The 12,594-nt window shown below is 59.5% G+C and carries 13 protein-coding genes; 4 read left to right on the top strand and 9 right to left on the bottom strand.

Going from position 1 to position 12,594, the window contains the following annotated elements:
• Window positions 1-12: 12 nt before the first annotated feature.
• The 6 genes from J5J10_RS01555 to J5J10_RS01530 form a co-directional block, all read right to left on the bottom strand.
• A complete protein-coding gene (locus J5J10_RS01555; RefSeq protein ID WP_211928535.1) occupies window positions 13-783 on the bottom strand; it encodes an SDR family oxidoreductase in 771 nt (256 codons plus the stop codon).
• A 1-nt stretch (window position 784) separates the two neighbouring features.
• Complete coding sequence (locus J5J10_RS01550; protein WP_211928534.1) at window positions 785-1,825, bottom strand: NAD(P)-dependent alcohol dehydrogenase; 1,041 nt, start codon at window positions 1,823-1,825, stop codon at window positions 785-787.
• A 4-nt stretch (window positions 1,826-1,829) separates the two neighbouring features.
• Window positions 1,830-2,036, bottom strand: coding sequence for a DUF2160 family membrane protein (locus J5J10_RS01545; RefSeq protein WP_208552340.1), 207 nt, complete (start codon window positions 2,034-2,036; stop codon window positions 1,830-1,832).
• 1 nt (window position 2,037) lies between these two features.
• Window positions 2,038-2,871 carry a carbohydrate ABC transporter permease gene (locus J5J10_RS01540; RefSeq protein ID WP_211928533.1) on the bottom strand — a complete coding sequence of 278 codons (834 nt, stop codon included), beginning with the start codon at window positions 2,869-2,871 and terminating at the stop codon, window positions 2,038-2,040.
• Window positions 2,868-3,746, bottom strand: coding sequence for a sugar ABC transporter permease (locus tag J5J10_RS01535; protein WP_208552342.1), 879 nt, complete (start codon window positions 3,744-3,746; stop codon window positions 2,868-2,870). Before J5J10_RS01535 ends, J5J10_RS01540 begins: the two co-directional genes overlap by 4 nt.
• A 134-nt stretch (window positions 3,747-3,880) precedes the next feature.
• Entirely contained in the window at window positions 3,881-5,311 is a 1,431-nt protein-coding gene (locus J5J10_RS01530) for an extracellular solute-binding protein (RefSeq protein ID WP_211928532.1), read from the bottom strand.
• Between the two features lie 243 nt (window positions 5,312-5,554).
• Between J5J10_RS01530 and J5J10_RS01525 the strand changes: the two genes are divergently transcribed.
• Window positions 5,555-6,478, top strand: a complete 924-nt coding sequence (locus J5J10_RS01525) for an AraC family transcriptional regulator (protein WP_211931103.1) — start codon at window positions 5,555-5,557, stop codon at window positions 6,476-6,478.
• Between the two features lie 599 nt (window positions 6,479-7,077).
• On the opposite strand, the gene J5J10_RS01520 is transcribed toward J5J10_RS01525, so the two are convergent.
• Both J5J10_RS01520 and J5J10_RS01515 read right to left on the bottom strand, forming a co-directional pair.
• Entirely contained in the window at window positions 7,078-7,722 is a 645-nt protein-coding gene (locus J5J10_RS01520; RefSeq protein WP_211928531.1) for a hypothetical protein, read from the bottom strand.
• A gap of 71 nt (window positions 7,723-7,793) precedes the next feature.
• Window positions 7,794-8,447, bottom strand: a complete 654-nt coding sequence (locus J5J10_RS01515; protein WP_211928530.1) for a hypothetical protein — start codon at window positions 8,445-8,447, stop codon at window positions 7,794-7,796.
• Between the two features lie 296 nt (window positions 8,448-8,743).
• Between J5J10_RS01515 and J5J10_RS01510 the strand changes: the two genes are divergently transcribed.
• Window positions 8,744-9,424: a hypothetical protein gene (locus tag J5J10_RS01510; RefSeq protein WP_211928529.1), complete on the top strand. Its 681-nt coding sequence runs from the start codon at window positions 8,744-8,746 to the stop codon at window positions 9,422-9,424.
• Between the two features lie 272 nt (window positions 9,425-9,696).
• Here J5J10_RS01510 and J5J10_RS01505 read toward each other — a convergent pair whose 3' ends face one another.
• A complete protein-coding gene (locus tag J5J10_RS01505; RefSeq protein WP_211928528.1) occupies window positions 9,697-10,002 on the bottom strand; it encodes a hypothetical protein in 306 nt (101 codons plus the stop codon).
• 561 nt (window positions 10,003-10,563) lie between these two features.
• Between J5J10_RS01505 and J5J10_RS01500 the strand changes: the two genes are divergently transcribed.
• The gene (locus tag J5J10_RS01500; protein WP_211928527.1) at window positions 10,564-11,175 is read left to right on the top strand and encodes a hypothetical protein; all 612 of its coding nucleotides are present in this window, start codon (window positions 10,564-10,566) and stop codon (window positions 11,173-11,175) included.
• Between the two features lie 451 nt (window positions 11,176-11,626).
• Window positions 11,627-12,523: a hypothetical protein gene (locus J5J10_RS01495; protein ID WP_211928526.1), complete on the top strand. Its 897-nt coding sequence runs from the start codon at window positions 11,627-11,629 to the stop codon at window positions 12,521-12,523.
• Window positions 12,524-12,594: the final 71 nt, after the last annotated feature.

Below are 12,594 nucleotides of genomic sequence, written 5' to 3'. Positions count from 1 at the left end.
GCTCGGGCAGCTTCACCATGAGGTGTACCCCGCATCCGCAACGACGATGCTTCCGGTCATCAGACTGGCAGCATCGGAAGCCAGGAACAGGACGACAGACGCGATTTCCTCGACTGAGCCCATGCGTTTCATCGGCGTCATGTCCATCCAGGCCTTGTCCCAACCGGTCCCTTCGATAGCGGCCTTCGTCATGTCGGTCGCGATATAGGTGGGTGCGATGGCGTTGACGCGGACGCCCCGATCGGCCCATTCGACAGCAAGCGATTTTGTCAGCATGTGAACGGCGCCCTTCGAGGCGTTGTACCCAGCTTGCGGCTGCGGCCGGTTGGCGATGATGCCGGACATCGACCCGATGTTGACGATCGAGCCCTTGCCCGCCTTCAGCATCATGTTTCCGAAGGCGCGATTGCTCCAGAACACGCCGTTGACGTTGACGTTTGCAACCCTCAGCCAGTCCGCATCCGCCATCTCTTCCGCCGGGCTCTGTGCTGAAATGCCGGCATTGGCGACCAGAATGTCCACGCGTCCAAGCTTGGAGGCGATCGCTTTTGCGACACGGTCGGTTTCGCCGGAATCGGTCACGTCGAGGCGCACGAACTCGGCGAGACGCCCCATTCCGGCAAGCTTCGAGACCGCGGACCGACCGAGCTCCTCGTCGAGATCGGTCAGCACCACATGCGCGCCGGCTTCAGACAGCGCATCGGCGCAGGCGTAACCGATGTTTCGCCCCGCACCGGTGACGACGGCCACTCTTCCGCTCAGATCCAACTTCTGCAGGTACATCCTATTTCCCAAGCTCTATCTGGATCTTCACGGACGACGGCCTTGGCTTCACGGCGTAATCGAACGCTTCGATCGAGTCCTCGAAAGCGTAGGTGTCGGTGATCAGTGCATCGACGTTGATCTGGTTCGATCCCAGGAGCGCCACGATGCGCGGATAGACATGGGCGTAGCGGAATACGTGCTCGATGCGCAGTTCCTTTGTCTGGGCGATGACGATATCGAGCGGGACCGGCTTCAGGGGCATGCCGACAAAAACGACGGACCCGCCGGGGCAAGCATGGTTCAAAGTGTCTGCGATCACGTCGGCCGCACCCGAGCATTCGAACACGACATCGACGCCCCAGCCGTCGGTTTCGCGGGCTGTGACAGCCTTCAGATCCTGCGAGCGGACGTTGACGGTCATGATCGCCGGCCCGAGCTTGCGCGCCACTGCGAGCTTCTCATCGACGACGTCGGTGACGATGACTTTGGCGCAGCCAGCCGACAGTGCCGCGATCGCGGTCACCATGCCGATCGGCCCGGCGCCCGTGACGAGAGCGACCGCGCCGGGCGTCAGCCTCGCCTTGGAGACGGCCTGGAAGCCGACGGCCAGCGGCTCGACCATTGCGCCCGCGGCGTAGGAAACATTGTCAGGAAGCTTGAAGGTATAGGCCGCGGGATGGACCACGCTTGGTCTCAGCACCCCATGCACCGGGGGCGTCGCCCAAAAGCGCACCGCGGGATCGAGATTGTAGAGACCCAGCCGCGACGCGCGACTTTGTGGATCGGGAATGCCGGGCTCCATGCAGACGCGGTCGCCCACTTTCAGGTTCTGGACCGCGCTGCCGACTTCCTCGACGATGCCGGCTGCTTCGTGGCCGAGGATCATCGGTTCGCGTACGACGAAAGGACCGATGGCGCCATGGGTGTAGTAGTGAACGTCCGAGCCGCAGACACCGACGGTCTTGATCGCAATGCGCACGTCGGTGGGACCAAGCACCTCTTTCGGGTCCAGGTCGCGAATGCGCAGTTCGTGTTTTCGTTCGAGGACGAGCGATTTCATGTTTTCAGCCTTTTCGGATAATGAACACGGCCAGCGCCAGGCAGAGCACCGTCGCCACCCACAGGGGCAACACGCTCTCCAGGAAGCGCATCCACAGAAGATGCACCAGGATCAGCAGCACCACGGAGATGAAGCCCCTGTCGAAACCGTTGGTTCGGATCGGTAGGAACCCGTCGCGTTCGGTTTTCTGGGGTTGAATGCCAGCCATCATGTTACCCTTTCAAAGCGCCGAACGTCAGACCTGTCACGATGTGCTTCTGGACGAAGCCGAGCACGACCAGGGCCGGCAGCGTGGTGAGGAAGGCCATAGCCGCCATCTCGCCCCAGTTCGTACCGGTGACCGAGACATATTCCGCGAGCGCTGTCGTCACGGTCCGGGCGTCGGCCGAGGACGTGAGCGTGGCGGCAAACAGGTACTCGTTCCAGGCGAAGATCCAGGTCAGGATGAAGGTGACGGCCAGGCCAGGCCGAGCCAGCGGCAGGATGACGTGGGACAACACCTGGCCGGTCGTTGCGCCATCCACCCGCGCCGCTTCGTCAAGCTCCAGCGGGATGCCGTCCAGCATGCCTTTCAGAAGCCAGATGGCGAAAGGCAGGTTGAAGACGCAATAGAGCAGGATCAGGCCGATCTTCGTGTCGAACAGCATGAAATCGCCAAACACGAACCACTTGGTGAACAATAGGAAGAGCGGCAGGAGAAACACGGCTGGCGGCGCCATGCGGTTGGTGATCAGCCAGAAGAACATGTTGTCGCCACCGCTGATCTTGTAACGCGACAGCCCGAATGCGGCGAGCAGCCCCAGCACGCATACCAGTGCGGCATTCGATGTCGCCACGATCAGTGAGTTCCAGAGATATTGCAGGAAGGTCGAGCTGTTCAGCACGGCCAGGAAATTATCCCAGTAGAGATCGTCGATGAGGACCGACTTGGAATAAAGCTTGACGCGCGGACGCATCGAAACGACCAGCATCCACCAGACCGGAAGCAAAGTCAGAAAGGTCAGACATATCCAAAGGACGAAAGAGGCTAGACCCGAGCGTCTCATTGTGCGCCTCCCTTGCGGCCGGTCATGGCGACGAACAGCAGCCAGCTCAAAACGATGGTGACGTAAAGCGTGAGAAGGGACATGGCCGCGCCGTAACCGTAGTCCGTCTTCGGAAAGACGTTGATCCAGATATGGAGGCCGATGAACCGGGTCGCCTCGGCCGGGCCACCCTTGGTCAGCATCCAGATTTCATCGACCGAGCGCAGCGCGTCCATCAGTCGTATGAAAACGGTTGTCAGCAGCACTGGCTTCAACATCGGCACGATCACGTACCAGAAGATCTGCAGCTTGTTGCCGCCGTCGATCTGCGCCTGTTCCAGCGGTTCCTTCGGCAGAGCGGTCAGTCCCGCCATGAGCGATAGCGTGACAAACGGCGTCCAGTGCCAGAGGTCCATGATGATCGCCGTGCCAAAGGCGTGATAGGCATTGGTCGAGATGTTGTAGTCGATGCCGAACCACAGCTTCAGGTAATAGGGCACAATGCCGAAGCCGGGAACGCAAAGCAGCCGCCAGGTTGCGCCGACGGCAATCGGCGCGACAACGATCGGCAGAGTGTGGATCGTGCGAAAGAACTGCCGGCCCCACAACCGGTCCGCCATCAGCGCCCGGGCCAGGACATAGCCCAGCAACAGCTCACTCACGACGACGAAGAAGGCAAAGACCAGTGTACGCGCAAGCGAGTTGAGGAAGGTCGTATCAAAAACAAGGCTGCGGTAATTCTGGAGACCGGCCCAGCGCAAGCTCGGATCGACGGCGTTGGTGTTCCAGTCGAAAAAGCCGACATAGACGATGTAGATGAAGGGAATGAACCCGACGACAAACAGAATTAGCGTCGCTGGTGCTAGAAACAGCCATCCGATATTGGATTGTCTCATCCTGCGCTCCGTCAGATAGTGCCTGGTTCTTGTTCACCCGGCCAGCCGCGTTGGGCTCAGGCCGGAAAGCCGCAGTCGGTGAAGTGACGGCCGCCTTGCTGAAGGCGACCGCCACCCGCCGGGAGGTGTGGGTGTTATTTGCGGTAGCCGAGCTTCACCAGTTCAGCCTCGGCTGCGGCTGCGGCCTGGTCCAGCGCATCGTCCGGCTTGATCTCGCCGATGATCGCCTTGTAGATGAACGGCGCCACGGCTTGCAGGACTTGCGAGTGGAAGGGATACGGCGGAGCGCCGGCAAACAGCTTTCCATCATCGCGCATCAGCGTGTAGTAGCCGTTCATCTTCTTGTCCTGATCGACGATTTTCGGATCGTCGTAGGTCGAGTTCATGACGATGCGGGAGCCGGCGAGCGCCCAGTCAGTCTGAACGGAAGCCTGCCCGATATACTGTAGGAAGAGAAGCGACGCGTCCTTGTTCTTCGACGAATGCGGGATGCCGAAGGCACCACCATCATAGTAGCCGATATAGCCCTTGCCGGCTTCTGCGGCTTCCATGACGCCTGCCTCAACCGGAGGCAATGCCACGCCCACCTTGCCGACGACGGTCGATTTGCTTTCGTCGGTCGCAATCCAGGCAGCGTTTTCACCATAGACCAGGCCCTGGGCCGCACGGCCGGCTGCAAATGTGCCTGCAACTTCGTCCCATGTGGACGACGTTGATTCCGGCGGCGCGTATTGCAGCAGGTCCACCCAGTAGTTCAGCGCCTTCTTGGCGGCGGCGGAGTTCATCTGGCCGCCATTGGCCTCGGCGGCCGCGAACGTCGTGCCATCGATGCCCCAGTTGTACACGCCGAAGGTGGGCGCGACCGACTCGAAGAACTCATAAAAGGCGGCAGGGTGGCTCGACGAGGCCTGAACGGTCGTTCCCCAGAGTTCCTTGTCTGCGCCGTATTCGGTGAAGAACTTGGCGATCTGGGTATATTCCTCATGCGTCGTCGCGGGTTTCAGATCCGCACCGGTCGAATCCTTGTAGGCTTTCTGGATCGCCGGATCCTCGAAGAGATCCTTGCGGTAGAGGTAGGGCTTGATGAAGGCTTCCATGGGAACGCCCATGACATTGCCCGACTTCGGATCCTTGAAATAGTTCAGGAACGTGGTGAAATCCTCCGGCTTGAAATCCGGCGAAGCGATCTTTGCGTTGTCAGCGAGCGACTTTGTGATGTCGACCAGGAAGTTCCGGGCCAGATACGTGTAAACGATGTCCTGCTCGATATAGACGAAGTCGTAGATGCCGGTATTGGCCTCCATGTCCTTGATCGCCTTGTCGTACATCTGGTCCCAGGATGTCGCCTCGAATTCGACCTTGATGCCGGTCTGCTCGGTGAACTTCGGACCGAGGACCTGCTCGACATATTTCGAGGCCGGAGTCGATTCCGAGATGCCCCGGATGGTCGCGCCCTGATAGGGCTCGGCGGCAGTCTTCCACCAGGAGTCCTGCGCAAGAGCAGTTGAGCTCCAAAGGCCAAGCGAGATGAAGCCGACGCCCACGGCTTTTGCAAAATTGATCATGTTCTCCTCCATTGGGATCGCGAAAAAATCGGTCCGGCTGTGCGTGCAACTCTCCTCCGACACGCTCAACGGACCTCGATACTTGTGGAAAGACGGGGTGGACACAAGCGTGGCCGTTGCGCCATACTGATACTCTCATGCGTGAAATGGCGGAAATATCCATGAAATCTTGTGTGCGTTGCACAATCTAATATCGATTGCCGACGAAACGCGAAGGCTGGGAAGCACGGGAGGAGGTTTGCGATGTCGGTTATTTCTCCAACGGTCGCGAGATTCGAATACGTCCTGACAGGCGCTGACGAGACATTCCTCTGGCGCCGTGACGACTATCCGTGGGAACGCAATGTGTGGAATTTCCACCCGGAGGTGGAGATCCACTACATTCCCAATGCCAGCGGCGTTTTGCTCGCGGGCGATCACGTCGGCGCCTTCACGCCGGGCCATATCTCGCTCATCGGCAGCAACCTGCCGCACGACTGGGTGACGCCGCTGGGACCGGATGAGCGTATTCCGGGACGCGACATCGTCATCCAGTTTCACCCGTCCAAACTGGAGCAGGCATCCACCTTCCTCCCGGAACTGGCGGGGCTGCGCGACTTTTTGATCCGTGCGCAGCGTGGGCTTTCTTTCAAGGGGCGAGCGCGGGACAAGGCGGAGGCGTTGATACTCGACATGGAGTTTCAGACCGGCTCCCAGCGCCTTTCGACCTTTCTGTCCCTGCTCTCACTGCTGCGGGACACCGACGAGGTCGATGTGCTGTCGTCAGAGGCCCATGTGCCGGACTTGAGCTATGGTTCTATCGAAGCCTTGCAGCAGGTCTTTGCATACATTTTTGCGAACCTCTCGGATGATATCCGGTTGCCCGACATGGCCCGAATGGTCGGCATGAGCGACAGTTCCTTTTCGCGTTTCTTCAAGAAGAACAGCGGCAACAGCTTCACCGACCACCTCAACAAGCTTCGCATTTGGAAGGCGGGTCAACTGTTGACCGATACCTCCATGCCGATAACGGACATCTGTTTTGAAGTGGGGTACCGCAATCTTTCGAATTTTAACCGAGTTTTTCTCCGACACCACAATTTGACGCCGAGCAGATACCGGAAACTGTCCACCAACCGCAGAACTGTGCCCCTACCTCAGACAGGGAACGTACACGTTTCGCGTTAAGGTCAGCGATCATGCGTCGACCTCAAAGGATGATTTTTGCCAGAAAGCGCCCAGTGCTTAGCTATCCGGGCGCATCAAAAATGCGATCGGCTCATCGACTTCGACGATCTGACCTTGTTTCACAAAGATGACCCGATCTGCGACGTTGATGAAGGCTTGCGATCTTTTTGGCCTTCCGATGTTGTATCCGAGCCGTCCGGGGATTCAGCTAAGTGCGGCACCAATTTTGAATTATCGCTCCGGGAAAAAGTTTCCGGAGTTGAATCGTGGGTTGAGCCGTTTCAGCAATCGCTTGCACATTTGCCAGAAGATCAGCGCCCTTGGGCCCAGATAATTAGAGGGTCCCTACGATCAGCACTGGCCGGGAGCAGGCTTCCGGCCAGTATGCTGTGGCGTCGGCCATTAGGTGAAAGTGGCACCTAGCAGACCCGGCAGGACCTGGCCGAAATCACACTGGCGGATATGCATACGGATCCATTCCGCATCCATCGACTTGGTGACCGAGGTCTGATGAGGTCACGGTTGCAAAAGCCGATACGGGACCCTGGGAGGGCGAGCATGAATGACGGCGCTCCTTCTGCTTTGCGTTGACGGGGTTGTTACCAGTCGCAACGCCAGCGTTCGCCATCGAATCCGAGCCATCCCCGATGCGGACTATAGGAGTAGCAGACTTCGCGCTCGAGGAGGGGCATATCGTCTGGAAACGGAACATCGAGGTCTTCGACGTCCTTGTCCCAACCCTTGTACGTCAACAGAAGCTCGCCGAGCTGTTCGACGTGCCGGCCCTGGGCTTTGGTGTATTTGGCGTCTGGCATGATGTGAACGTGGAGAAAGAAGTCACGCGCGTTGTAGTAGCGGGGGCGTCGATCAAGCATCGAGGTCATGGCGGAGAGGCCGAGCCCGAGCGGGCTTCGTCCGCCGTAACCTTCCGGTGCTGCTGGCATCGGGAACTGGTCGATGATCTTGCCAGTGTCGCCATCGCTAACGACCACGACACCTCCATTCACTGCAGTAGTCATCCGGAACGCAAGTTGCAGCGCTGCCTTGAGCTGTTCTGCATCGACGTAAGTGTACCGCTTGTGCAGTTGCGCCAGGGATGTTGCGGGGCTGATAGTGTTTGCTTCAAGATCACAAAACAGTTGCGCGACGAGATATTTGGCGGACTGCGGGAAGCCCGCTTCTGTCGCGGCGTTTTCTGTCGCAGCGTTCCGGGCGTCCGGTGCGGACAGCTGGGGATTGGTCATGGGAGTCATCCTACGGTTCAAAAGAGATGTGAGGGCCGGCCCTGAGGCCGGAATGAGAGTGGGGCGAGGCCTCAGGCCGGCTCCGTCGCATCGTGGGGCGAAGCGGGCTGATCATCCACGTGCGACCACTCTGCGACCAGGATCGGAAAGCCGGACGTGCTCGGTGGATACCAGACGACGCCGGTCGGCAGGCCAAGGCTGATTGCGACACGTTTGCTGAGCTCCCGGCGATGCGTCAGCCTGTCAGCAGAAATCGTCAGAAAGCGCCTGGCGGCGGCGCCATCATCGCCCTTGTTCAAGAGGATGAAGGAGCCTTCGCCGGAGCGCAGGCCATCGAACGGGAAGATCTCGTAGTCGTACTTGACGTCTGAAGTCGTGCCGAGGGGACCGGTTTTGCGGGTGATGTAGGGTTCGAAGTCCATGTCATCTGGGCCGTTCTCGTGCCAGCGGCCGAGGATTGAAACCTGTTTTGCGCCCTGTCTGAACTCTTTCGCCGTTGCCTTTTGAAGGGCGTTCTTACGACGCGCAACGCATGCCGAGAATGCGTGATCAACCGGGCAGGGCGCATTGTCCAGAACTGCGCGTGTGAGCTGCGGCGTGATGACGATCGCTGCATCCTGGCCGGGCAGGAGCAGCTTGCTGCTGTACTCGATCGTCTGCTCGCGACAGCTGATCTGAGCGATGTCGAAGTCTGCCTCGAAACCTGCGGTCTTCATTGTCAACACTTGTCGTCTCCATGTCTGTTGTTGTGAGATAATGGTCATCTCGAAAAATTCGGATGGCAAGACCAAAAATGAACTTTTTTTATATTAGGAAGAGACCGGCGTTGTTTTTGCGCTCTACCGGTCCCGTCTCCATGGCGTGAATGCCTTGCGTTGCGGGCGTTTGCGAGGGCTCTTCAAAAAATCTCAATGTTGACAATGGCTTTTGGCTTGACGACGACTTTGACCTGCCGAACCATTGGCGGCATGAGGCCTGAACGGACCAAAATCTCAACTGCAGTATGTAAAGTACTGATCGAATGGAAAAAGGAATAAACGTGGGCGAGCCGAGTGTTGACAACGCATCAGAACAAAATGGAAAAGATGACTTGGAGCGGCGGTTCTCGTCGCTTTACCGCATGGTGTCCGCGTATGCGGTCCTGCTGCGCGACAAACTGTTCGACGTAGCCCTGGCGACCGACGACGATGTCGTCCATGGACGACTTCTGCCTTCGGGGTGGGACGCGGCCATCTTCCTCTATTGGGGAGAAGTGTTCTTATGGATCTGCGGCGAACCCGCCGATGACGGACATCCCATCTATGACTTCGTTGAGGAAAGACGGGAGGCAATCCTGACGGAGGTCTCGCACCTCACGTCCGATCCGATCCTGCTGACGGGGCGCTGGGTGGATTTTGATGGGGCAGACGATGGATACTTCGCGCCCTTTGTCGTCACGATCTTCTGCCAGGATGGCCCGAGAGGAACGTTGATTGCCGAAGGCACGTTCGATTGGGAACGACAGGGCGGCTTCCATACTGTGTCGCACCGCATCGAGGAGAGTGCGAGGCAGGACGTGATCATACCGCTCCGCGCTGCTGGCCGCGGAATGATCGAGGCGGCGAATGACGCGCTCTACGAGGGTGAATGGATCGATGGCATCTTGTGGCAAGTCAACACAGGTTCAAAAGGTCGGGCCATCGTCTCGACTAAGGCAGGGTAAGCTTTCGATCCGGTAACGGGGCGGGACGAGAGGCCAGCCTCTGGCAGGCGGGCGGCAAACCGATATGACCTGGACGTACCCCAGCTCTTCTTCGGTATCGTTCGCCAGATCCTTCTTCAAAGCGCATATAGGGGGGCCGCCAGATGACGGCCCCCGCCTTTGTTGGGGCCGCCGTTGTCTCCAATGTCATCGGCCTCCTGAACGTGCCGTGCTGCCCCGTAGCAGGGCCGATGGGGCCGACCGACGTTGTGGTCAGTCGGCCCCACCATCTCTCAGTCTTCGAACACCATGTCGGCCACGTCTTGTGGAACCTCCACCGGCTGATCGTCAATGAAGATCGGCTGGTTTGCCTCGCAGGCGAAGCGGACGAACGGCCTGCCTGCGATCGGGTCGAGGGCGAGTGATCTGATCAGGTCCTCGGGAGATTGCGCGATCAGTTCATCAAGCGAGGCGCAGCCATTGTTGTAGGTCGTTGCGAAGTCGTCATATGCGCGAAAGCCCCAGCTCTCGTCGACAGTGTTGCCGTGGCTGTCGAGTGAGGTGAACCTGGTGCGCTCGATGAAGAGCCTGTTGGACATGTGCTGTTCCTTTCGTTCTGGCGGCCGGTCGGGAGAGCCGCGGGGATTGCCCGACCCTAAGAGACCGGCGCGCTGGACGGCTGGAACAGGACGTGACATTGGCGATGGTACGGCAGAGTTCTGTTGCGGCATGAAACGATCTCCATGAGCCAGGATTGGCTGGCGCTCTTTTTAAAATTGGACGTCGAAAATCCGGGGCGGTCAACAGCCAAGCGGGAAGAATCCGCGCGATCGGGCTCTCTGGCCAAACATCCCGAGGATGCCTTGGGTCATGTGTTGTCCTGCACTGCGGACTGCTGATGGCCGATCCATCGCGCCAGTCAATGTGTATCCTGGATTGCATTCGCATTTGCTTGATTAAAATGCGGAACAAAAAATTTTGCCCTGTTGAATCTCTTGCGGAATTTGGAACGGGTCGGGCTGAATATCAGCTGATTTTGGCGCTTTACCGTTAAAATACAGGTATTTAGAAATCCGGGTTGTAACGGTCTGCGCAAGATCCGTGTCATCATTGTCTCACGGTCGCCTGAATGACCGTCATCAACAGGGAGACGAACACTGATGACAAACCATATACTTCAGCAGGGCATTGATACAACCGGTGCGGTAGAGGCTCAGGGGAAGGCGCGGGAACGGGAACTCCTGACGCTCCGTGCGCGGATCCGGGCTCTCGGGCGGCTCACGGCCGCGGACGTGTTCAAGCTTGGCGGCTGCCTCGTCGAGGCAAAAGCCATCCTACCGGCTGCCTCCTTCGGCCCCTGGGTGAGATCGGCCTGCGGCTTCAGCACGTCGACCGCTCTCAGCTATGTGGCGGTTTACCAGCGGCTTGCTGCTTACCGGGATAGGCTCGAAGGGGTGAGGGTGAACCCTGCCGTTCTCTTCATTGTCGCCTATGCCGAAGAGCCGCTGATCGAGCAGGTCGTCGCCGGGCTCGAAGCGGGACAGGTGCTGACGGCATCGCAGACGCGGCGCGTAACCGGTGTGACTGCCCGGCGCAAGGCCGACGTCGATACGGCCCCTTCGGCGGAAGAGCTGGAGCGCCGGAGGATCGCCGAGGAACAGCTTGTGACGATGCTCAATCGTGCCTTTGGCGGCCTCTTTGGTTCTGGAGAGCGGCCGACAAAGGCGCCGGTCAAGCGTGCGACGCGCCGGCGGGTCACGGTGAAGTGCTGACCGAATGCATTGCGGGCATCGCCAGCTTGCTTGCGGCGGGGTTAATCGCCGTTAACCATACCGGAGCTCTCTTTGTTCCGGATGTGTTCTTATCGCTTGCCGGACTGATTTGTCCGGGCTATGTCGACAAGTGACTGCGGAAAGAGAAGCATCTGCAGCCACTTAGCGGCCTCCATCGGTGCTGGTAACACCGAAGGAGGCCTGACCCGCAACCTTGATATTGAAGGACTTGGGCTATGTCGAGCCTTAACCGCTTCGCTTCCCGCGTGGAAGCATCTTCTCGTCATCCTCCCGCCGAAACCTCGCCTTGGCTTGCGGCATCGCCTCCGGGCGATTGACCGGCCGGTCCTCATCACGATCCAGCCCGTCATCCACATCGCCTGGCAACTGCCCGGACCCCTGGTCCCGCGGCGATTGCGCTGACGGCTGGCCTTTCGACAGGAGCAATAACATGACCATCACGACCGATGGCGGCGTGAGCGTGCCCGCCTACACCCATACCGCTGAGCTTGCGGTCCTTCTGCCGGCCCTCGAATGGCTTGTCGGCGACATCGTCTCGGGAGCGCTCTCGCGAGACATCTTCGGGCGGGCTCTCGACGGCGGGATGGCGCAGCTGAGCACCGTTCTGCGTGCCGTGCCGGCCGCCGAAGGCAAGCTTCTGGAGCGCGGCATCGCGCTCATCGCCGGATGCAATCCGGATCTGGTCGTCCTGACCCAGAACCTTCGCCTGCCCGTTACGAAGGCTGCAAGCGAGCTCGTCGAGATGAACGATCCCGGGCTTTACCGGTCACTCAGCCTCGACGTCGACAGCGGCGGGCGAAAAACATATACGCCCGACCTGCTGATCCTCAACCGGAAGACCGAGGTCGCGCACCTCGTCGACGTCAAGCGTAGCCTTGGCTCCTATGAGCTGTCGCGCATCGCCGATCTCAAGAACAGGATGCTGGCGGCCGCGCTCGTCGTTCCCGACCTGCTTTACAAGGAGCATCGTCGCCTGCGTGTCGGAGAGGTCCGGGTGGTCATTTTGAATGCCGAGAACCAGCGGGCCGACATCGAGGGTGGCGTCTGGCCGCTTTCGCATCTCGACCATCTTCTGGAGGTGGCGGGTGCGGCGAAGGTGATGGCGGAAATCCGTGGGCTCTTCGAACGCGAGGTCGAGTCGAACTGGTCGTCGGCGGTCGCGCGCTGGCGGGCCGAGCCGCAATCGGCGGATGATCGGGGCGGGATCGCGAAGGCCACATCGATCAATCGTACCGACACAGTCTGCCCGCGACCGGCTGCGGACAAGGGCGTGCAATCTCCTGTTCCGATCGGGTTTGCGCGTCCTCCACGGACAGCCTCTGCCTGATCTGGACCTGCTCCCTCTTCCGTTCCAATCCGTTTGACGCTGACCGGTCCCGGTCCGGCGATAAGGAGACG

It is taken from the genome of Ciceribacter sp. L1K23, assembly GCF_018122705.1.
GTDB lineage: Bacteria > Pseudomonadota > Alphaproteobacteria > Rhizobiales > Rhizobiaceae > Allorhizobium.
Note: the sequence above shows the minus strand (reverse complement) of the source record. Positions and strands in the feature narration are given on the sequence as shown.